This window comes from Sphingomonas sp. Leaf407 (assembly GCF_001425385.1).
Lineage (GTDB): Bacteria > Pseudomonadota > Alphaproteobacteria > Sphingomonadales > Sphingomonadaceae > Sphingomonas.
The window spans coordinates 569,092-588,182 of the sequence record NZ_LMQO01000002.1 but is presented as its reverse complement, the minus strand read 5'-3'; the positions used below and the strand labels follow the sequence as shown (position 1 = coordinate 588,182).

At 68.3% G+C, this 19,091-nt stretch carries 22 protein-coding genes; 15 read left to right on the top strand and 7 right to left on the bottom strand.

The window, feature by feature from the left end; all coding sequences use genetic code 11:
- Nucleotides 1-254 precede the first annotated feature (254 nt).
- The gene (locus tag ASG37_RS09085; protein ID WP_055758830.1) at nt 255-2,594 is read left to right on the top strand and encodes a TonB-dependent receptor; all 2,340 of its coding nucleotides are present in this window, start codon (nt 255-257) and stop codon (nt 2,592-2,594) included.
- An 86-nt stretch (nt 2,595-2,680) separates the two neighbouring features.
- A complete protein-coding gene (locus tag ASG37_RS09080; protein WP_055758505.1) occupies nt 2,681-3,364 on the top strand; it encodes a Fe2+-dependent dioxygenase in 684 nt (227 codons plus the stop codon).
- A 237-nt stretch (nt 3,365-3,601) separates the two neighbouring features.
- Here the strand turns inward: ASG37_RS09080 and ASG37_RS09075 are convergent, their stop codons facing one another.
- A complete protein-coding gene (locus ASG37_RS09075) occupies nt 3,602-4,621 on the bottom strand; it encodes a glycosyltransferase family 2 protein (RefSeq protein WP_055758503.1) in 1,020 nt (339 codons plus the stop codon).
- 101 nt (nt 4,622-4,722) lie between these two features.
- On the opposite strand from ASG37_RS09075, the gene ASG37_RS09070 reads away from it, so the two are divergent.
- The 3 genes from ASG37_RS09070 to ASG37_RS09060 all read left to right on the top strand — a co-directional run bounded on the left by ASG37_RS09070 (nt 4,723) and on the right by ASG37_RS09060 (nt 5,973).
- Nucleotides 4,723-5,073, top strand: a complete 351-nt coding sequence (locus tag ASG37_RS09070; RefSeq protein ID WP_055758501.1) for a hypothetical protein — start codon at nt 4,723-4,725, stop codon at nt 5,071-5,073.
- Nucleotides 5,074-5,168: 95 nt separating this feature from the next.
- On the top strand, nt 5,169-5,387 hold the full coding sequence (locus ASG37_RS09065; RefSeq protein WP_055758498.1) for a hypothetical protein: 219 nt from the start codon (nt 5,169-5,171) through the stop codon (nt 5,385-5,387).
- Nucleotides 5,388-5,499: 112 nt separating this feature from the next.
- The gene (locus ASG37_RS09060; RefSeq protein WP_268795737.1) at nt 5,500-5,973 is read left to right on the top strand and encodes a class I SAM-dependent methyltransferase; all 474 of its coding nucleotides are present in this window, start codon (nt 5,500-5,502) and stop codon (nt 5,971-5,973) included.
- Here the strand turns inward: ASG37_RS09060 and queG are convergent.
- Nucleotides 5,949-7,025 (bottom strand): tRNA epoxyqueuosine(34) reductase QueG, encoded by a 1,077-nt coding sequence (gene queG / locus ASG37_RS09055; RefSeq protein WP_055758496.1) that lies wholly within the window; start codon nt 7,023-7,025, stop codon nt 5,949-5,951. The genes ASG37_RS09060 and queG overlap by 25 nt on opposite strands.
- A gap of 62 nt (nt 7,026-7,087) precedes the next feature.
- On the opposite strand from queG, the gene ASG37_RS09050 reads away from it, so the two are divergent.
- Nucleotides 7,088-8,026, top strand: a complete 939-nt coding sequence (locus tag ASG37_RS09050) for an ABC transporter ATP-binding protein (RefSeq protein ID WP_414886710.1) — start codon at nt 7,088-7,090, stop codon at nt 8,024-8,026.
- Nucleotides 8,023-9,246, top strand: coding sequence for an ABC transporter permease (locus ASG37_RS09045; RefSeq protein WP_055758493.1), 1,224 nt, complete (start codon nt 8,023-8,025; stop codon nt 9,244-9,246). The genes ASG37_RS09050 and ASG37_RS09045 overlap by 4 nt, the downstream gene beginning before the upstream one ends.
- Here the strand turns inward: ASG37_RS09045 and ASG37_RS09040 are convergent.
- The 3 genes from ASG37_RS09040 to ASG37_RS09030 form a co-directional block, all read right to left on the bottom strand.
- A complete protein-coding gene (locus ASG37_RS09040; RefSeq protein ID WP_162233458.1) occupies nt 9,188-10,177 on the bottom strand; it encodes a phosphatase PAP2 family protein in 990 nt (329 codons plus the stop codon). The genes ASG37_RS09045 and ASG37_RS09040 overlap by 59 nt on opposite strands.
- Before the next feature lie 83 nt (nt 10,178-10,260).
- Nucleotides 10,261-10,986, bottom strand: coding sequence for a class I SAM-dependent methyltransferase (locus tag ASG37_RS09035; protein ID WP_055758487.1), 726 nt, complete (start codon nt 10,984-10,986; stop codon nt 10,261-10,263).
- Nucleotide 10,987: 1 nt separating this feature from the next.
- Complete coding sequence (locus tag ASG37_RS09030) at nt 10,988-11,407, bottom strand: GtrA family protein (RefSeq protein ID WP_235525170.1); 420 nt, start codon at nt 11,405-11,407, stop codon at nt 10,988-10,990.
- 110 nt (nt 11,408-11,517) lie between these two features.
- Between ASG37_RS09030 and ASG37_RS09025 the strand changes: the two genes are divergently transcribed.
- From ASG37_RS09025 to ASG37_RS09010, 4 genes are all read left to right on the top strand, one after another.
- Nucleotides 11,518-13,281, top strand: coding sequence for an AcrB/AcrD/AcrF family protein (locus tag ASG37_RS09025; RefSeq protein ID WP_156349100.1), 1,764 nt, complete (start codon nt 11,518-11,520; stop codon nt 13,279-13,281).
- Between the two features lie 147 nt (nt 13,282-13,428).
- Nucleotides 13,429-14,430 (top strand): cobaltochelatase subunit CobS, encoded by a 1,002-nt coding sequence (gene cobS / locus ASG37_RS09020; protein WP_055758480.1) that lies wholly within the window; start codon nt 13,429-13,431, stop codon nt 14,428-14,430.
- Nucleotides 14,431-14,594: 164 nt separating this feature from the next.
- On the top strand, nt 14,595-14,981 hold the full coding sequence (locus ASG37_RS09015) for an acyl-CoA thioesterase (RefSeq protein ID WP_055758476.1): 387 nt from the start codon (nt 14,595-14,597) through the stop codon (nt 14,979-14,981).
- A 123-nt stretch (nt 14,982-15,104) separates the two neighbouring features.
- A complete protein-coding gene (locus tag ASG37_RS09010; RefSeq protein WP_055758473.1) occupies nt 15,105-15,401 on the top strand; it encodes a hypothetical protein in 297 nt (98 codons plus the stop codon).
- A 150-nt stretch (nt 15,402-15,551) separates the two neighbouring features.
- Here the strand turns inward: ASG37_RS09010 and ASG37_RS09005 are convergent, their stop codons facing one another.
- Nucleotides 15,552-16,175: a J domain-containing protein gene (locus ASG37_RS09005; protein ID WP_055758469.1), complete on the bottom strand. Its 624-nt coding sequence runs from the start codon at nt 16,173-16,175 to the stop codon at nt 15,552-15,554.
- A 37-nt stretch (nt 16,176-16,212) separates the two neighbouring features.
- Between ASG37_RS09005 and ASG37_RS09000 the strand changes: the two genes are divergently transcribed.
- Genes ASG37_RS09000 through ASG37_RS08985 form a run of 4 tightly spaced genes read left to right on the top strand, consistent with a single transcriptional unit; the run spans nt 16,213 to nt 18,426 of the window.
- Nucleotides 16,213-16,515, top strand: coding sequence for a BolA family protein (locus tag ASG37_RS09000; protein WP_055758467.1), 303 nt, complete (start codon nt 16,213-16,215; stop codon nt 16,513-16,515).
- On the top strand, nt 16,512-17,216 hold the full coding sequence (locus tag ASG37_RS08995; RefSeq protein ID WP_055758464.1) for a glutathione S-transferase: 705 nt from the start codon (nt 16,512-16,514) through the stop codon (nt 17,214-17,216). The genes ASG37_RS09000 and ASG37_RS08995 overlap by 4 nt, the downstream gene beginning before the upstream one ends.
- Nucleotides 17,216-18,118: a pirin family protein gene (locus tag ASG37_RS08990; RefSeq protein WP_055758463.1), complete on the top strand. Its 903-nt coding sequence runs from the start codon at nt 17,216-17,218 to the stop codon at nt 18,116-18,118. The genes ASG37_RS08995 and ASG37_RS08990 overlap by 1 nt, the downstream gene beginning before the upstream one ends.
- On the top strand, nt 18,115-18,426 hold the full coding sequence (locus ASG37_RS08985) for a hypothetical protein (RefSeq protein ID WP_156349084.1): 312 nt from the start codon (nt 18,115-18,117) through the stop codon (nt 18,424-18,426). The genes ASG37_RS08990 and ASG37_RS08985 overlap by 4 nt, the downstream gene beginning before the upstream one ends.
- A gap of 152 nt (nt 18,427-18,578) precedes the next feature.
- On the opposite strand, the gene nusB is transcribed toward ASG37_RS08985, so the two are convergent.
- Nucleotides 18,579-19,046 (bottom strand): transcription antitermination factor NusB, encoded by a 468-nt coding sequence (nusB, locus tag ASG37_RS08980; protein ID WP_055758457.1) that lies wholly within the window; start codon nt 19,044-19,046, stop codon nt 18,579-18,581.
- Nucleotides 19,047-19,091: the final 45 nt, after the last annotated feature.

Below are 19,091 nucleotides of genomic sequence, written 5' to 3'. Positions count from 1 at the left end.
GCGCTCCATCACGACACGAACCGTTCGCGACGCGGTGGACCCCGGAACAAGTCCGGGGTGACGACGGGCAGTTCTACGACAATCCTGCGACAAACATGAAAGCCACTCGCATTAGCATTGACTCTGCGAACGCATCGCAATAGCGGCGTCGGCATCGAAAGGGGATTTTCGTGACCGACACCCATACTACCGGCAGCACCTCGCCGGCCTTCCTCGCGCTCGCCTGCGTGGGCTTTATCGCCTCGGCCCCGGCCATGGCCGCCCCGCGCGACACCGCCGCGCCCGCCGCCCGCGCCGATGCGACCGACAATGATCCGCAGACGATCCTCGTCGAAGGCAAGCGCACCAAGACGCTCGAAAGCCCGAAGGCGACCGCCGAACTGATCGACACGCCGCAGACGATCACCGTCGTATCGGATCAGGTGATCCGCAAGCAGAACCTCCAGACGCTGCGCGACATCCTCCAGACCGTGCCCGGCATCACCTTCGGCGCGGGCGAAGGCGGCGGCGGCTATGGCGATTCGATCAACCTGCGCGGCTTTTCGGCGAACAACGACATCACCGTCGACGGCATTCGCGATAGCGCGCAATACAGCCGGACCGATCCGTTCAACCTGCAACAGATCGAGGTCTACAACGGCGCCAATTCGGTGTTCAACGGATCGGGATCGGTCGGCGGCACGATCAACCTCGTCAGCAAGACGCCGGGCGGCGACGACCTGACGATCGTGCAGGGCTCGGTCGGCACCGATCGCTATTATCGCGGCGCGATCGACGCCAACCGCCGTATCACCGACACGGTCGGCGTGCGGCTGAACGCCGCCTATCACCATAACGACGTGCCCGGCCGCGACGTCGAGAAGTTCGAACGCTGGGGCGTCGCCCCCTCGGTCACGATCGGGCTCGGCACGCCGACCAGCCTGACACTCGCCTATGTCCACCAGCGCGACGACAATACGCCGCTGTACGGCCTGCCCTATTTTGACAACGGCACGATTCGCGGCTTCCTGCCCGGCACCGATCGCAGCGATTATTACGGCTATCGCAACCTCGACCGGCAGCAGACGACGGTCGACCGCTTCACCGCCACCTTCGCCCATGCGGTCGATGCCCATGTGTCGGTGCGCAACCTCACCCGCTGGCAGCGCGTCGGCCAGGATACCGTAACCAGCGCGCCGCAGGGCACCTTCTGCCTGTCGAACAACCGCCAGCCGGTTGCGACCAGCGCGACCAACCCGGCGGGCCTCGCCTGTCCGGCAGGGGTGACGCCGGGCAACTGGCTGCCCAGCGGCCCGCGCGGGCTGGTGCGCGATCAGGAGAACCAGTTGCTGGTCAACCAGACCGACCTGCGCCTCGAACACGGCGCGCGCGGTGGCATCCGCAACGTCGCCAACATCGGCGTCAGCGGCATGATCGAGGATTATGCGATCACCAGTGGGTCGCTGCTCCGCAACGCCGACGGATCGGCGACGACGCCGCTGCCGCTGCTCGCGATCGTCAACCCCGACACGGTCTATCGCGGGCCGATCAACTTCGTCACCACCGCGAAATCGCGCGGCACGTCGCGCAACGTCGCCGTCTATGCGTTCGACACGCTCGAACTCGGCCGGATGTTCGAACTGAACGGCGGGGTGCGCTGGGAGCATCAACGCTCGGTGTTCCAGGCGCTGCCGCTGCTGACGCTCGCGCCGGGCGTGGCCCAGCCGGCGGCGGCGCTTCAGGCGCGGCAGGTCAACGACGAAACGCTGTTCAGCTACCGCGTAGGTGCGGTGTTCCACCCGGTCGAGCGGGTCAGCGTCTACGCCGGCTATGGCAATGCGCGCACGCCGTCGTCGATCAGCGTGCGCGGCGGCTGCGTCGCGGTGTCGGGCACGGTCGTGACGAACACCTGCGACGTCGCTCCCGAAACCGCGAAGAACTACGAAGCCGGGATCAAGGCCGGGCTGCTGAACGGCAAGCTCGAACTGACGGCGGCGGTGTTCCGCAACGAACGCACCAATTACCGCATCCCCTCGAACGATCCCGCGCTGCCGACCGTCCAGGTCCTCGACGGCAAGAGCCGGGTCGACGGGATCGCGCTCGGCGTCTCGGGCACGATCACCCCGGCATGGACGGTGTTCGCCAACTACACCTATCTCGACAGCGAGGTACGCCAGTCGGTCAGCGACTTCTGCCTCGCCCGCCCCGGCAGCATCGGCTGCGGCAACTCCGTCGCCAATCCCGATCCGCAAGCCGGCGCGAAGCTGGTGCAGACCCCCGACCATTCGGGCAGCCTGTTCACGACCTATCGCCTGCCGTTCGGCCTCGAGATCGGGTACGGCCTGACCTATCAGGGCAGCTTCACCACCTATGTCCCGAACCTTGCCAACGCCAATGCGCTGAAGGCGGAGGATTATCTGATCCACCGCGCCTATCTCGGCTACACGATCGGTCAGGGCTGGAGCCTGCAGCTCAACGTCCAGAACCTGACCGACGAACGCTATCTGACCGGCGTGCGCAACAACATCAACGCGACGACCGGCGTCGTCACCGGCGGCTGGGCGATGCCCGGCGACCGGCGACAGGCGGTGCTGAGCGTGTTCAAGAGCTTCTGACCGCGCACCCCCGCCGGTCGGATTTCCTGCCCGTTCCCGGTGCCGCCACCGGGAACGGGCATTTTTCGGTTGATGGACCACCGCCCATGCTGATCGCCATTCCCGACGTGCTGACCCCCGATCAGGTCGCCGGCCTGCGCGCCCTGATCGACGGTGGCGAGTGGATCGACGGCAACGTCACCTCCGGCCCGCAATCGGCGCTGGCCAAGCGCAACGCGCAACTGGTCGAGGGATCGGCGGCGGCGCGCGAGGGCGGCGGGCGGGTGCTCGATGCGCTGGGAGCCAATCCGCTGTTCGTCGCCGCCGCGCTGCCGGCGAAGGTCTTTCCGCCGCTGTTCAACCGCTATGCCGGGGGTCAGGCGTTCGGGGCGCATGTCGACAATGCGGTGCGCATCCAGCGCGGCTCGGACTTCCGCATCCGCAGCGACCTGTCGGCGACGCTGTTCCTGTCCGATCCCGACAGCTACGAAGGCGGCGAGTTGGTGATCGAGGACCTGTTCGGCACGCAATCGGTGAAGCTGCCCGCCGGGCATCTGGTGCTGTATCCCGCCTCGTCGCTCCACCGCGTCGAACCGGTGACGGCGGGCGCACGGGTGGCGTCGTTCTTCTGGGTCCAGTCGATGGTGCGCGGCGACGGCGAGCGCCGCATCCTGTTCGACATGGACCGTGCGATCCAGCGGCTCGTCGGCCAGCTCGGCCACGGCGACCGCTCGGTGATCGAACTGACCGGCGTGTATCACAACCTGCTGCGGCGGTGGGCCGAGGTTTGAGAGTCGGTTTCACGCGAAGGCGCGAAGGCACGAAGAAGAAGGGTTGATCGCGCAGAGGCGCGGAGGCGCAGAGGGGTTGCGCATGCGGCAAAGCCGCCTTTCATCCTCCATGAGAACGATAAGGCCGCTGACGCGGCAGACGCACCTACAAGCACAACCCCTCCGCGCCTCCGCACCTCCGCGCGAACCATTCCTTCTACTTCTTAGCGCCTCCGCGCCTTCGCGTGAAAACGACTCCTAAGCGCCCTGATCGGGCAACACCGGCGCCACCGTCACCTCGCCATGATCGCCGGCGCGATAGCCGAGACTCGCCCGCCCGCGCACCGGTCCGGCGACGTCGGCGACCAGATACAGCGGCCGTCGCTTCGATTCGACGTACAGCCGCCCGAGATATTCGCCGATCATCCCCAGCACGAACATCTGCGCCGCGCCGAGGAACACGACGACCAGCATCGTCGAGGTCCACCCCTGCACCGCGCTGCCAGACAGCCAGCCGACAGCGATATAGGCGAACAGCAACAGCGACAGCCCGGTCAGCACCAGCCCGAGATGGCTGGCGAGCCGGAGCGGCGCGGTGGAAAACCCCGTCACCGCATCCAGCGCGAAGCGGATCATCTTGCCCAGCGGATATTTGCTCTCGCCCGCCAGCCGCTCGTCGCGATCATAGGGAAACGGCACCTGCCGGAAGCCGACCCACGCCACCATCCCGCGAATGAAGCGTGCCTGTTCGGGCAGCGACAGCAGCGCATCGAGCGCCCGCCTGCTCATCAGCCGGAAATCGCCGGTGTCGAGCGGGATCGGCGTATCGGTCACGCGGTCGAGCACGCGGTAGAAGGCGGATGCGGTCAGCTTCTTGAAGAACGTCTCGCCCTCGCGCTTGCGCCGCACGGCATAGACGACGTCGGCCCCCTGCGCGTCCATGACGCTAAGCATCTCGCCGAGCAGTTCGGGCGGGTCCTGCAAGTCGGCGTCGATGATGAGGATGCGCTCGCCCGCGCACAGGTCAAGCCCGGCGGTCAGCGCCAGTTGATGGCCGTGGTTGCGCGACAGGTTGATCGCCACCAGCCGGGGATCGACGGCGGCGAGTCGCTCCATCACCGCCCAGCTCTGGTCGCGCGATCCGTCGTTCACCAGCACGATCTCGTGATCGTCGCCGACGACCGCGCGCACCGCCGCCGACACGCGCGCATGCAGCACGTCGAGACAGGCGGCCTCGTTATAGCAGGGGACGACGACGGAGAGCGCGGGACGGTTCATAGGCGTCCGCGTTACCCTATGGCGCGCGACAGGAAAAGCGGGTGGCGATTGCATCGCCGCACCACGCGGTTAGGGTATCGCCTCCACCGTAGGAACCGCCGATGCGCCTCATCCTGTTGCCGCTGCTGATCGTCGCCACGCCAGCCATGGCACAAATCTGGGACGGGGGGCGCAGCGTCGCGCGGCCCGCCCCCCGGCAGCTCGATCCCGATGCCTTCGCCCGATCGCGCGAGGCGCGCGGGATCGATCGCTCGATCCGCGACGGCGTACGGCGCGGCGAACTCACCCGGCGCGAGGGCCGCGAACTGCGCGCGCAGGCCGGCGCGATCGGTCGCACCTCGGGCGGCCTGTCCGCCGGGATCGGCCCGCAGCAAACCACGGCGTTGCTCGGCCTGCGCGGACTGGTCGACGCCCGGCGCGCGCAGGGTCGCGAGCGCAAGGCCGGCCGCTGACGCCCCTTGCCCGCCACCGCCACCCGCCCTAGGCAGGAGGCGGATAGCTACCATCCAGTCTCATTTTATCTACTTACCCCAAGGACTCCTGTACCGTGGCCGAAGTCATCCACTGCATCATCACCTCCAGTCTTGAAGGCAAGGGCGCGTTCGGCGTCCGCAAGGATACCGACGAGAATTGCTATTTCCCGGTGAGCGTCGCCGAAGCGCTGGACATCGAAGCGTTCGAGGAGGTCGAGGCGATCGTCGTCCGCAACGACCGCGCCGACCCGGCATGGCGCGCGATCAAGGCGCGGCGGGTCGAGCGCACCTGACCGGCAGGGCGTGACCGGCGACCCGTCGCTCGGCTGGGAAGCGGTCGCGCCGGACTTCGCGGCCGTCCGCTCGGGGGTCGGTGCCGAGATCGTGCGCCACTAGTCGCGCCACCTGCCGCCCGGTGGCAGCGTGCTCGACATCGGCTGCGGCACTGGCATGCCGGTGGCCACGACGCTCGCCGATGCGGGGTTCGCGCTGTACGGCATCGATCCGTCGCCGACGATGCTCGCCCGGTTCCGCGCACAGGTGCGCCATGCCGGCGCTGCCTGCGAAACCGTGCAGGACAGCCGCTTCTTCGACCGCCGCTTCGACGCGATCGTGATGATCGGCGTCCTGTTCCTTTTGCCCGAAGCGGCGCAGCAGGCCGCGATTTACCGGATCGGCCGTGCGCTGTTGCCCGGCGGACGGTTGCTGTTCACCGCGCCGCGCATGGCCTGCCGCTGGACCGACAGCCTGACCGGTCAACCATCGCAGTCGCTGGGCGAAGCACGGTATCGCGCGCTGCTCGCCGACGCCGGGTGCCGGCTGAACGAGATCGTCCGCGATGCCGGCGGCAATGACTATGTCGATGCCGTGGCCGCCTGACCTTCCAGCCGCGCCAGCGCCCACTGCGCCGCCTCCGCCACCGCCGCGTCGGCATCGTCCAGCAACGCCCGCACCGGCCGGACCAGCGCCACATCGCCGCTGTTCCCCGCCGCGATCAGCGCGTTGCGCACCATCCGGTCGCGGCCTATGCGCTTGATCGGCGATCCGCGAAACACCTCGCGAAATCCCGCATCGTCGAGGTCGAGCAGATCGGCCAGCCGTGGTGCCGCGAACTCCGCCCGCGCGGCGAAGGCGCGATTGGCGGCGGCGGCATCGGCGAACTTGTTCCACGGACACACCGCGAGGCAATCGTCGCAGCCATAGATGCGGTTGCCGATGCCAACGCGAAACTCGTGCGGGATCGGCCCGGCATGTTCGATCGTCAGATACGAGATGCACCGCCGCGCATCGAGCCGATAGGGTGCTGGAAACGCATCGGTCGGGCACGCCCGCTGGCAGGCATCGCACGATCCGCAGGTGTCGGCCCCCGCCCGGTCGGGCGTCAGGTCGAGCGTGGTATAGATCGCGCCGAGGAACAGCCAGCTCCCGTGGGTCCGGCTGACGAGGTTGGTGTGCTTGCCCTGCCAGCCCAGCCCCGCCGCCTCCGCCAGCGGCTTTTCCATCACCGGCGCGGTATCGACGAACACCTTGAGGTCGCAGCCCGCCGTCTGCGCCAGCCAGCGGCCCAGTGCCTTCAGCGCCTTCTTGACCACGTCATGATAATCGCCGCCCTGCGCATAGACCGAGATGCGCCCGCGGTCGCCGACCCCCTCCAGCGCCAGCGGATCGACCAGCGGGGCATAGCTCATGCCGAGCGCGATGATGCTTCGCACCTCGCTCCACAGCGCGACGGGCGATCCGCGCTGGTGCGCGCGTTCCTCCATCCAGATCATCGATCCGTGCCGCCCTTCGTCCAGCCACTGGCGCAGCCGCTCGGCGGTGCGCGGCGCGGCATCGGCACGCGCGATGCCGCAGGCGACGAAGCCCAGCTCCGCCGCCTTCGCCCGGATGGCGGCGGCAATATCGGCGGGGGGGGCCTTGTGTTCGCGCATCAACCCCCGCTACCCTCTTGCGGCACCGGGCAAAAGTCCCGGCGAGCAGGGGGGCGATCAGTTTGCGTAGCGATGCTTTGGCGCTCAGCGCTACCGGACTGGTCAAGCGGTTCGGCGACCGGCGCGTGGTGGACGGCATCGACCTCGCCGTGCCGACCGGATCGGTCTACGGCGTGCTCGGCCCCAACGGCGCGGGCAAGACGACGACGCTGCGCATGCTGCTCGGCATCATCGAACCCGACGAGGGGCAGCGCAGCCTGCTCGGCCACATTGCCCCACGCGACGCCTCCGACCGCGTCGGCTATCTGCCCGAGGAACGCGGCCTGTATCCCGGCATGAAGGCGCGCGAGGCGATCGCCTTCATGGGCGCGCTGCGCGGGCTCGACTGGTCGACCGGGCGCAAGCGCGCCGGCTCGATGATGGAGGCCGCCGGCCTTGGCCACGCCGCCGACCAGAAGATCCGCAAGCTGTCCAAGGGCATGGCGCAGTTCGTCCAGTTGCTCGGCAGCGTGGTGCATCAGCCCGAATTCCTCGTCCTCGACGAACCCTTCTCCGGCCTCGATCCGGTCAATCAGGAGCGGCTCGAAGGGCTGATCCGTGCCGAACGCGATCGCGGGGCGACGATCCTGTTCTCGACGCATGTCATGGCCCATGCCGAACGGCTGTGCGACCGGCTGTGCATCATCGCCGGCGGCAAGCGCCGGTTCGAGGGGACCGTCGACGACGCGCGCGCGATGCTGCCGATGAAGGCGCACTACGTGCCGCATCACCCCTCCCCCGACATCGCCCGGCTGCTGCCGGCCGATGCGCAGCCGGTCGACCCCACGCGCGGCGGCGGCTGGCGCTTCACCCTGCCCGCGCAAGGTATCGAAGGAATATTGGTGCGGCTGATCGACGCGGGCTACGGCATTTCGGGACTGTCGATCGAGCGCCCGGGCCTCCACGACGCCTTCGTCCGCATCGTCGGCGAAGCCGCCGCCAACCCGGAGATTGCGGCATGAGCGGCACCCGCAAACTGATCCGCCAGACGCTGACCATCGCGCGGCGCGATTTCACCGCGACCGTCATGACGCCGATGTTCCTCGTGTTCCTGCTGGCACCGTTGTTCTTCGTCGGCTTCGGCGCGGTTGGCGGCCTCGGCGCGTCGGCGGCACGCGGCGGGACCGAGGGCAAGGTGCGCATCTACGCCATCGCCGCCCCCGCCGACGCCGCGCGGTTGCGCCAGGTCGATTCGACCCTGCGCCCCGCGCTGCCCGAGGAACGCGGACCGCCCCCGTTGTTCACGCTCAGTCCGTCGGCCGATCCGGTGGCGCAGGCGCGCAAGCTGCTCGCCGATCCGAAGATCGACGTGCCCGCCGTCCTCTACGGCACGATCGACCGGCCGACCGTGCTGCACGCGAACAAGACCTCGACCTCGGCCGACTATCTCGCCGGCCTCGCCGAACAGGCGCTGCGCAGCCGCCCCGGCCTGACCGACGCGCCGCTGACCCGCCCGACCTTCGTCCGCGTCGCGCGCAGCGGGACGTCGCTGGGCGGCAAGAACGCGGCGGGCTTCTTCTCGGTCGTCACGCTGTTCATCGTCACGCTGATGCTGGCGGGACAGGCGGTCGGCACCATGGCGGAGGAACGCTCGAACAAGGTGATCGAGGTGCTTGCCGCCGCCGTGCCGCTCGAATCGGTGTTCCTCGGCAAGCTGATCGGCATGTTCGGCGTGGCGGTGCTGTTCCTCGCCTTCTGGGTGACGATCGGGGCGAATGTCGGCGCGCTGCTGCCCGAGGATATGGCGCAGGGGCTGAGCGGCATCGCCCCTGCGATCGGCCTGCCCGCCTTCGCCGCGCTCTACGTCGTCTATTTCACCATGGCGTACATGCTGCTCGGATCGGTATTCCTGACGGTCGGCGCACAGGCATCGACCCCGCGCGAAATCCAGATGCTGTCGCTCCCGATCACCATCTTCCAGATGGCGATGTTCGGCTTCGCGCTCTCGGCGGTCGGCAAGCCCGGCACGTGGATCGCGACCGCCGCGCAGCTTTTCCCGTTCAGCTCGCCCTTCGCCATGGCCGCCCGCGCCGCGACCGATGGCGCGCTGTGGCCACATTTCGCCGCGATCGCGTGGCAGTTGCTGTGGGTGACGCTGACGATCGCGCTGGGCGCGCGGCTGTTCAGGCGCGGGGTGTTGCAGTCGGCGGGGCCGAAATGGCGGTGGTGGAAGCGGGGCTGACCTGATCGACCATCCAGCGCCCGCCGACGATGCCGATCGCGGCGGCGAGGATGCCGGCCACCAGATCGACGACATAATGGCCGCCGATCGGCACCGCCGCCGCCAGCATCAGCGCGTTGAGCAGCGCGAACGGCCAGCGCAGCGGCCGCAGGTGCCAGAAGCCATAGCCGAGGAGCACCGCCGCCCCGGCATGGAAGCTTGGATAGTTGATGATGCCGTCCAGCGTCGCGAACGAGATGGTGCCGATCGTCCCGTCCTGTAACGCCAGCAGCAGTCGCGGCTGGTTCCACGGCACCGGATCGAGCATCGCGGGCACCTGCGCCGCCGCGATGCCGAAGTGATGATAGGCGCCCAGTGCCGGATGATGGGCGAAGAACGCCATGACCACGCACAACGTCAGGACCCATGCGGCAAGGAAATGCCACAGCCGCCGGTGCCGCCCGCCCAACGCATGGAGCGCGATCAGCAGCGCGGGTTGCCAGCCGATGCTGGCATAGGCGATGTTGGCGATCCGCACCGGAAGGCCGGACCGGTCGAAGGCCAGCATCGCGCGCGGCCAGTCGAACCCCGGAAGCAATATCCGGTCGGCGCGGGCGAGCGCGCCGTCGAAATAGGGATGCGGCCCCGCCGCCAGCACGAAGGTCAGCAGGCAGACGGTGGCGCAGATCGCGGTGAACAGCGCATAGCCCTCGATCATCGTCGCCAGCCGGAGCAGACCGCGCGCGCGCAGGCACCATGCGAACCACAGGATGCCGAGCATCATCCCGCCGAACATCGCGAACTCGTCGACCGCGATGTGCAGCCCGGTCCGGTGCAGCGCGATCGGCAGTCCCACCCAGCCGAGCAGCAGGAACAGGTAGACCGGCACCGCCCCGACCGCGAACGGTCGCTGGCACCCGATCGGCATGGCGTGGGGGGCGGCGGCCGGCATCGCCGCTCCCTGCACTATCATCCCTTAACGATGCGCAAATCTGTCACCCGCGCGACAGGCTCCGGCGGGCGAAATCACGGCGATCAGCCCCGCTCCACCAACGTCACGATCGACAATCCCGGCGGCAACGGCACGCGGCCGACCAGAAACCGCTCCAGCCGGAAGATCGCCTCGAATGCGGTATTGAGCACCTTGGGTGGGGGCGAATCGTCGCTGTCGTCCTTGCCGGTCAGCTTGCCCGCCACCCGCGCCGCGACGGCAGCGGGAAACAGCAGCGAGTTGAAATAGCGCAGGCCGTTGTGCTTCAACCCGGCGTCCGCAATCGCCTTGGCCAAGGTCGCCTTGGAATACCGCCGGTGGTGGTGGTTCACCACGTCGTGTGCGCTCCACATCCACTGATGCGCCGGCACCGTCACCAGGATCTTGCCACCCGGCGCCAGCCGCTCGGCCATGCCGCGAAACGTCGCGACATCGTCCTCGATATGCTCGACCACGTCCAGCACCGCGATCAGGTCATAACGGCCGGTCACGCCGTCCAGCGTCGGCAGCGGCGCGGTGCCCACCGGCTTGCCCAGCCGCTCGCTGGCGATGGCGCGCGCGGCGGGATCGATCTCGATCGCCTCGACCTCGCCGAACGCGCCCAGCATCGGCAGGTTATGCCCGGTGCCGCAGCCGATCTCGAGGATGCGCGCGCCCGGCTTCAGCCCGGCATAGCGCGCGACATAGTCGGCGAGGATGTCACGCCGCGCGCGATACCACCAATGGGTGGAATCATGCGCCGCCATGCGGTCATAGACGATGCGGTCCATCTTATCCGAATACCCATGTACGATTGAGCGCGAAGGTGGCGAACGGGGTGACGAGCATCGCCGGGATCAGCGGCACCCACTCCGCCCACCCCATCCAGTCGGCCAGCACCAGCGTGAACAGCGCGTTGAGCATCATGCCGAACCCCTGCACCACCATGAACTTGACCGGCTGTACCGCGCCCGCCTCGCGCTGCCCGTGCCCCTGGAAACTCCAGCGGCCATGCGCGAAAAAGCCGAAGGCGGCGGCGACGAGGAACGCGGGCGGCACCGCAAGGAACGCGCGACCCTGCGGCAACACCCAATAGACCAGCGGCAGATAGACCGCCGAATAGATCGCGGTCGACAGCAGCCCGACGATGCCGAACCGCACGAGTTGCCCCAGCACCCCGCTGCTTCGCATCGCCTCGATCCGTCCGGTCATTCCCTGCACGTCTTGTCCTTTGCGCGCCATCCGATAGAGCGCGAGCGATCACCAGTCCGCGCCGTATAAGCTGCGGCGCGCGGGGGGAAGCGATTTTGAACGACCGACGGATGCGCTGGAGCGACCTCGACCGGCACTGGCTGCGCTGGGTGCTGCTCGCGTGGGTGACGATCGCGGCATGGTTCCTGTGGCAGCGGTGGAACGCGGTCCACTGGCTCGCGCTGTCCGACACCGACGACAATATGCGGCTGATGCAGGTGCGGAGCTGGCTCGGCGGGCAAGGCTGGTACGACCTGCGCCAGTACCGCCTCAACCCGCCCACCGGGCTCGACATCCACTGGTCGCGGCTGGTCGACCTGCCGATCGCCGGGCTGCTCCTGCTGCTCAAGCCCTTCGCCGGCGCGGTCTGGGCCGAACGGCTGGCGGTCGGCATCGCGCCGTTGCTGCCGATGGGGGTGGCGCTGGTCGCGCTGGCGGTCAGCGTGCGGCGGCTGGTCGCGCCGCTGGCGTGGCCGCTGGCGGTGGCGTTCCTCCTAGGCTGTTCGTCGACGCTGTTGATGTTCATGCCCGAACGGATCGACCATCACGGCTGGCAGCTCGCCTGCCTCGCATGGACCGTCGCGGGCTTGGCCGATCCGAAACAGGCGCGCGGTGGCCTCGCGGTCGGGCTGTCGTCGGCGCTGTCGTTGACGATCGGCCTCGAACTGCTGCCCTATTGCGGCATGGCCGGCGCGATCGTGACGCTTCGCTGGGTCTGGGACCGGGGCGAGGCGCGGCGGCTGGCCGTCTATGGAGCGACGCTGGCGGGGGCGAGTGGCTTGGGCTTCGTCGTGTTCGCGTCCAATGCCAATTACGCGATGCGCTGCGACGCGCTGACCCCGGTGTGGCTGTCGGCGGTGGTCGCGGGCGGCGCGCTGCTGGTGCTGCTCTCAGCGCTCCGGGTCGATCGGCTGCCGGTCCGGCTGGTGCTGGGGCTGATCGCCGGCGGCGCGCTCGCCGCCGCGTTCGCCACGCTGTTCCCGCACTGCCTGTCGCGCCCCGAAGGCGTATCGGAAGAACTGGCGCGCACGTGGCTCAACAACGTGCGCGAGGCCAAACCGCTCTACACCATGCCGTGGCGCACGATCCTGCCGATCGTGACCGGGCCGATCATAGGCCTGCTCGGCGCACTCTTCGCGACGTGGCGGGCGCGGCGCTCGCCCAGTGTCGTCGGCTGGGCGGCGGTGACGCTGTTCACCGCCTTTGCGGTCGCGATGCTGTTCTGGCAGATTCGCTCCGGCCCCGCCGCGCAGTTGCTGGCGGTGCCCGGCATGGTCGCGCTGGCATGGATCGTCGTGCCGTGGCTGCTGACCCATCGCAGCGTGTTCGTCCGCGTCGGCGGCACGGTGGCGGCGCTGCTGCTGCTGTCGAGCACCGGCGTCAGCCTCATCGTCCAGCGGTTGAAGATCGACCCGCCCGACAACAGGACGAAAGTGGTGCTGCGCGCCGGTGCCCGCTGCGGCAGCCTGCCCGCGCTCCAGGCGCTGAACCGCTTGCCGAAGGCGGTGATGTTCACCCATGTCGATCTCGGCCCGCGCCTGATCGTCGCGACGCATCACGACGGCATCGCCGGGCCGTATCACCGCAACGGCGACGCGATCCTCGACGTGCATCATGCGTTCCAGGGGCCACCCGACCGGTTCCGCGAAATCGCCCGGCGGCACGGCGCGACCTATCTGCTCACCTGCCCCAACATGGCGGAGACGACGGTCTATCGCGCGCGCTCGCCCGGCGGCTTCTACGACCGGCTGGCGCACGACAAGGTGCCGGCATGGCTGACCCCGGTGGCGCTGCCCAAGCGGTCGCCGCTGAAACTGTGGCGAATCAGCTACTAACCCCCCTCCCTGTCAGGGAGGGGAGCAGGAAACGGAACCCGCCTCCGCCCCATCGGTTCGTCAGGACCGACCAACCCGGTTGAGCCGCACCCCCGGTTCGTCCTATCAGACGCGCGACCGCCCCCGCCGGGGCAGCGAAAGGCCCGCATGAGCATCACCGACACCATTCCCCAGTCCAGCGACACCACGATCCTCGCCGCGCCCGACCGGATGGTGAAGGCGCGCGAGATGTTTGGCATCGACAGCGATCTCGAAGTGCCCGCCTTCTCGGTCGCCGACGAGCGTGTGCCCGATGCCGATCCGGCCTATGTGTTCGATCCCGACACCACGCTCGCGATCCTCGCGGGCTTCGCGCACAACCGCCGGGTGATGGTGCAGGGCTATCACGGCACCGGCAAGTCGACGCACATCGAACAGGTCGCCGCGCGGCTCAACTGGCCGTGCATCCGCATCAACCTCGACGCGCATATCAGCCGCATCGACCTGATCGGCCGCGACGCGATCGTGCTGAAGGACGGGCAGCAGGTCACCGAGTTCCGCGAGGGGCTGTTGCCATGGGCGCTCCAGACGCCGACCGCGCTGGTGTTCGACGAATATGACGCCGGCCGCCCCGATGTGATGTTCGTCATCCAGCGCGTGCTGGAAACCGAAGGCAAGCTGACGCTGCTCGACCAGAACCGCGTGATCCGCCCCAACCCGTATTTCCGCCTGTTCGCCACCGCCAATACGGTCGGTCTGGGCGACACCTCGGGCCTCTATCACGGCACGCAGCAGATCAACCAGGGCCAGATGGACCGCTGGAACATCGTCGTCACGCTCAACTACCTGCCGGCCGCGACCGAGGCACGGATCGTGCTGGCCAAATCGGGCGAGTACGACAAGGTCGGCGGCAAGGAGACGGTGGAAAAGATGGTCCGCGTGGCCGACATGACGCGGCGTGGCTTCGTCAACGGCGACATCTCGACCGTCATGTCCCCGCGCACCGTCATCACCTGGGCGCAGAACGCGCTGATCTTCGGCGACGTCGGCTTCGCCTTCCGCCTGTCGTTCCTCAACAAATGCGACGAGGCCGAACGCGCGCTGGTCGCCGAATATTACCAGCGGGTGTTCGGCAAGGACCTCCCCGAAAGCGTCGTCGCCAAGCGTTGATTCTCCTTATCCCCCTCCCTTGAACAAGGGAGGGGTCAGGGGTGGGTTGGCCTGCGAGGAACTGCAACGCCCGCCTCGAACCGACCCACCCCCAACCCCTCCCTTGTTAGGGAGGGGAGCCACTTGCCATTGACAACTATGTCAGTAGCGCCCAGCGTATCGCGATGGCACATCAGCATCCGGTCGCGGTAACTCCCGGCGACATCGACCACATGGGTCATGTCAACAATGCCGTCTACCTCTCGTGGGTGCAGGACGCCGTCGTCGCCTATTGGGAACGGGTCGCACCGGCCGAAGCGGTCGCGCAGCACCTGTGGGTCGCGCTGAAGCACGAGATCACCTACCGCCGCCCCGCCTTTCTCGACGACACGATCGTCGCGACCGTCGTCGCCGAACGGGTGGAGGGCGTGCGCGCTTATTTCTCGACGCTGATCGAACGCGGTGGCGAAGTGCTGGTCGAGGTCAAGAGCACCTGGTGCTCGCTCGACGCGATCACGCGGCGCCCGGCGCGGCTGGCGCGCGACGTCGTCCATCGCTTCCTCCCCGAATAACGATTTCGTTTTGTGCAATTGCGATGAGAACCTTCGCATTTGCAGCATGACGCTGCACCGCGGCATAACTCCGGCAACGAAACGACGCGACGAAGCGTCACCCCCCAGCCCGGAGAATACATCATGCGCGCCTTGTTCGCTGCCGCCGCCGTTCGTGTCGCCATCGTCGCCGCTGGCCTGCTCGTCCCCACCTTCGCCGCACAGGCGAACGAAATCGAGCGTAACGGCTACACCTTCGACTATACCAGCACCACCACCACCGATGGCGCGACCGTACTGGCCGGCACGATCAAGAACAGCGGCGAGCCGTTCCGCTTCGTCGTCCGCGACCGGCTCGTCACCGGCAACGTCGATGGCCGCGAAGTCCGCTTCCGCATCGCCAAGCCGCTGAACAACGCGCGCCAGCTCGCCGCGCGCTAAGGCTTGATCCACGCGCGCCGAACCGGGCGGCCTCCCAGCCAAGGTTGGGACTTCCCGGCGTGAGCGCGCGATGGGAACCGCTCCGGTTCCGGCCTGTCAATCGACCGACACGCAACGCCCGTCCCCTGCCAGGGGGCGGGCGTTGCGGCGTCAGGCGAACGCCCGCGACGTCCGCAACTGCTGATATGCCGCGATCACCTTCTGCAACGCCGCCTCGTGGGCGCGGTCGCCGCCGTTGCGATCGGGGTGATACCGCCGCACCAGTTCCGAATAGCGTTTGCGAAGCGCGCTGCGATCGGCATCGACCGCCAGCCCCATGACCTTCAGCGCCGACCGGTCGAGCGAAGTGAGCGGTCGCCCGTCCTGCCGCTCGGCCCGCGCCGCCGCGCGTTCGGCCGCGCGCCCGCGAATCGTCGCGCCGATCGCCTCCAGCGGGTCAGCAAAATCGGCCCATGCCGGCGCGGGATCGGCCCCGGCATGCGCGAACGCCCGCGTCTCGCGCTCCCACCCGGCATAGGGGCGCTGCGCGTCGTGGATTTCCTCGACGGTCATCCCCGCGAAGTAATTATAGCCGGCGTTGAACGCGCGGACATGCTCCAGACAGAACCAGCGATAGCCGCCCGGCCCGTCGCCCTGACGCCCGCCATCGCGGCGCGGCGCGCGGAATTCGCCCGCCTCGTCGCATGCCGGCGCCTCGCATTGCCGCCCGTCGGCTTCCACCCGCCCATGGAACCGCGCGCCGGGACGCTCCTTGCTGATCTTCTCGCGCGCCACGCGACTCCCTTTGGCAAAAACAGGCTATATAGGGCGGATGACCGACACCACCACCGCCCCGGCCGCATCTCCCTTGGCCGACATCATCGCCGATCGCCTGCGCACAGCGCTCGATCCGATCCGGCTGACCGTCACCAACGACAGCCATCATCACGCCGGCCACATGGGCGACGACGGCACCGGCGAAAGTCATTTTTCCGTGGATGCCGTAGCGGAAATCTTTGCCGGCCAGTCCCGCGTCGCGCGGCAGCGGCTGGTCAACCGGGCGCTCGCCGATCTATTGCAAAGCCGGATACACGCACTGGCGATCCGCGCCCGCGCACCGGGAGAGGGCGATTGAACTATCAGCTATGGTATTGGCCGACGATCCAGGGGCGGGGCGAATTCATCCGCCTGCCGCTGGAAGCCGCCGGTATCGATTATTGCGACTGCGCCCGCGAGGAAGGAATCGCGGCGATGCAGGCGCGCATGGCGAAGGCCGCCCGTGCGCCCCTCGCCCCGCCGTTCCTCGACCTCGACGGCATGGTGATCGCGCAGGTCGCCAACATCCTGCAATATCTCGGCGAACGCCACGACCTCGCCTTGTCGAGCATGCGCGACCGCCTCTGGGCCAACCAGTTGCAACTGACCGTCGCCGACCTCGTCGCCGAAATCCATAACGTCCACCACCCCGTCGGCACCGGTGAATATTACGAAGGCCAGCGCACCGAGGCCGCCCGCACCGCGCGGCAGTTCCGCGAGGAACGCCTGCCCAAATTCCTCGATTATTTCGAGGATGCCATCACCGGCCACGGCGGTCCCTGGGCGATCGACCACCGCTGGACCCATGTCGATACCTCGCTGTTCCAGTTGGTCGAAGGGCTGCGCTACGCCTTCCCCCGCCGCATGGCGACGCTCGAGCCGCGCTATCCCAAACTGGTCATGATCCGCGACCGGACGGCCGAACTGCCCGGCATCGCCGCCTATCTCGCCAGCGACCGCCGCGTGCCGTTCAGCAACGACGGCATCTTCCGCCATTATCCCGAACTGGACGCCGACTGATGGAAAACGACCGCTTCTTTCTTCAGACGATCGCGCCGGTCACGCACGACCTCGGCGGGTTCAAGGTCCATCGCACCTTGCCCACCCGCACGCGCACGATGGTCGGCCCGTTCATCTTCTTCGACCAGATGGGGCCGGCCGAACTCGATCCCGGTCAGGGGATCGACGTTCGCCCGCATCCGCACATCAACCTCGCCACCGTCACCTATCTGTTCGGCGGCGCGATCGACCATCGCGATTCGCTCGGCACCCACGCCCGGATCGAACCCGGCGCGGTCAACCTGATGACCGCCGGCCACGGCATCGTCCATTCCGAACGCTCGCCGGACGACGAACGCGCCGGCGGCCCGCTCCTCTCGGGCATCCAGACATGGCTGGCCGTCCCCGAGGACAAGGAAGAGATCGACCCGGCGTTCGAACATGTCGAGGCGCATCGCCTGCCCATGGTCGAAAGCGGCGGCGCGCGGGCGCGGGTGGTGATGGGCGACCTGTGGGGCGTCTCCGCCCCCACCACCCAATATGCCGCGACGATCTATGCCGACATCGTGCTGGACACCGGCGGCGCGATCCCGATCGACGCGAATGCCGACGAACGCGCGCTGTATCTGACGCATGGCGACGCCGCGCTCGACGGGATGACGCTCGAACCGATGACGCTGTACGTGCTGCGCCCCGGCATCGCCGCCACGCTGCGCTCGTCGGGCGGCGCGCGGGTGATGCTGTGCGGCGGCGAGGCGTTCACGACCCCGCGCCATGTCTGGTGGAATTTCGTGTCGTCGCGCCGCGACCGGATCGATCAGGCGAAGGCCGACTGGAAAGCGGGCCGCTTCCCCAAGGTGCCGGGCGATTCGGCCGAATTCATCCCGATCCCCGAAGTCCCCAAGACGGTCAGCTATCCTTGAACGAGCCCGTCCTCCCCGACGACCCCGGCCCATGGTGGCGGCCAAACGGCCTCACCTGGGCGATGTGGGCGCTCGTCGCATGGTGCGGCATCGCCGGCGCGATCGGGCTCAACACCCGCATCACTAACAGCGATCCGGCCGGCAACGGCATGGCCACCGGCATGATTCAGGGACTGGCGATGCTGTTGCTCGCCGCGACCGGCATCGTCGCCGGCCTGTACCTGCTGATCCGCTGGCGGCCGCTGCGCTACGTCTGCGTGGCGCTGCTGACGGTCCTCGCCATCGTATCGACGGTATTCGTGCGGTAAGCGGCACCTTCATCCGGCCCGCACGCCGCACACCCACTATCGTCATCCCCGCGCAGGCGGGGATCCATACGCGCTACCGTCGCGGCTCCAGCCTGACCGTCGGCGGCTATGGAGTCCCGCCTCCGCGGGAAGACGAGGATCGGCGGCAGTCCTTACCCCCGCACCACCTTGGCGACGGCGTCGAGCAGCCCGTTGACGAACCCCTTCTCGCGCCGGTCGTAGAACGCATCGGCCACGTCGAGATATTCGCTGATGACCGCCGCGACCGGCACGTCGGCCCGCGCGAGCAACTCGTAGGTGCCCGCGCGCAGAATCTGCCGCATCGGCTTGTCGAGCCGGTCGATCGTCCACCCGCTCGACAGCTTGCCCGCGATCAGCGCGTCGATCTCCGCGCGCCGCGCGTCGACGCCCTTGACCACATCGTCGAAGAACGGGACGTCGGCCTCGGCATATTCCACGTCCTCGATCGTCGCGCCCAGCCGGTGCTGGTGGAACTCGTGGAGCAGCGCAGGGATCGGCGTCGCTTCCATGTCATGCTGGTACAGGGCCTGCACGGCGGCAAGACGGGCTGCGGCGCGGGCCTGACGGGCGCCGCGCGGACGGGTGCTCTTGGTGTTCATATGCCCCCGCTTTACCGGCCATCGCGCCACTTAGTCGAGGGGCGA

Excerpts from the sequence above, each read along its gene's own strand:
- ASG37_RS09035 (WP_055758487.1), bottom strand. The coding sequence starts at position 10,986 with ATGGACCGCATCGTCTATGACCGCATGGCGGCGCATGATTCCACCCAT.
- ASG37_RS09015 (WP_055758476.1), top strand. The coding sequence starts at position 14,595 with ATGGCACATCAGCATCCGGTCGCGGTAACTCCCGGCGACATCGACCAC.
- queG (WP_055758496.1), bottom strand. The coding sequence starts at position 7,025 with ATGCGCGAACACAAGGCCCCCCCCGCCGATATTGCCGCCGCCATCCGG.
- ASG37_RS09070 (WP_055758501.1), top strand. The coding sequence starts at position 4,723 with ATGCGCCTCATCCTGTTGCCGCTGCTGATCGTCGCCACGCCAGCCATG.
- ASG37_RS09010 (WP_055758473.1), top strand. The coding sequence starts at position 15,105 with ATGCGCGCCTTGTTCGCTGCCGCCGCCGTTCGTGTCGCCATCGTCGCC.
- ASG37_RS09030 (WP_235525170.1), bottom strand. The coding sequence starts at position 11,407 with ATGACCGGACGGATCGAGGCGATGCGAAGCAGCGGGGTGCTGGGGCAA.
- nusB (WP_055758457.1), bottom strand. The coding sequence starts at position 19,046 with ATGAACACCAAGAGCACCCGTCCGCGCGGCGCCCGTCAGGCCCGCGCC.
- ASG37_RS09075 (WP_055758503.1), bottom strand. The coding sequence starts at position 4,621 with ATGAACCGTCCCGCGCTCTCCGTCGTCGTCCCCTGCTATAACGAGGCC.
- ASG37_RS09025 (WP_156349100.1), top strand. The coding sequence starts at position 11,518 with ATGCGCTGGAGCGACCTCGACCGGCACTGGCTGCGCTGGGTGCTGCTC.
- ASG37_RS09080 (WP_055758505.1), top strand. The coding sequence starts at position 2,681 with ATGCTGATCGCCATTCCCGACGTGCTGACCCCCGATCAGGTCGCCGGC.
- cobS (WP_055758480.1), top strand. The coding sequence starts at position 13,429 with ATGAGCATCACCGACACCATTCCCCAGTCCAGCGACACCACGATCCTC.
- ASG37_RS09085 (WP_055758830.1), top strand. The coding sequence starts at position 255 with ATGGCCGCCCCGCGCGACACCGCCGCGCCCGCCGCCCGCGCCGATGCG.
- ASG37_RS09045 (WP_055758493.1), top strand. The coding sequence starts at position 8,023 with ATGAGCGGCACCCGCAAACTGATCCGCCAGACGCTGACCATCGCGCGG.
- ASG37_RS09000 (WP_055758467.1), top strand. The coding sequence starts at position 16,213 with ATGACCGACACCACCACCGCCCCGGCCGCATCTCCCTTGGCCGACATC.
- ASG37_RS09040 (WP_162233458.1), bottom strand. The coding sequence starts at position 10,177 with ATGCCGGCCGCCGCCCCCCACGCCATGCCGATCGGGTGCCAGCGACCG.
- ASG37_RS08990 (WP_055758463.1), top strand. The coding sequence starts at position 17,216 with ATGGAAAACGACCGCTTCTTTCTTCAGACGATCGCGCCGGTCACGCAC.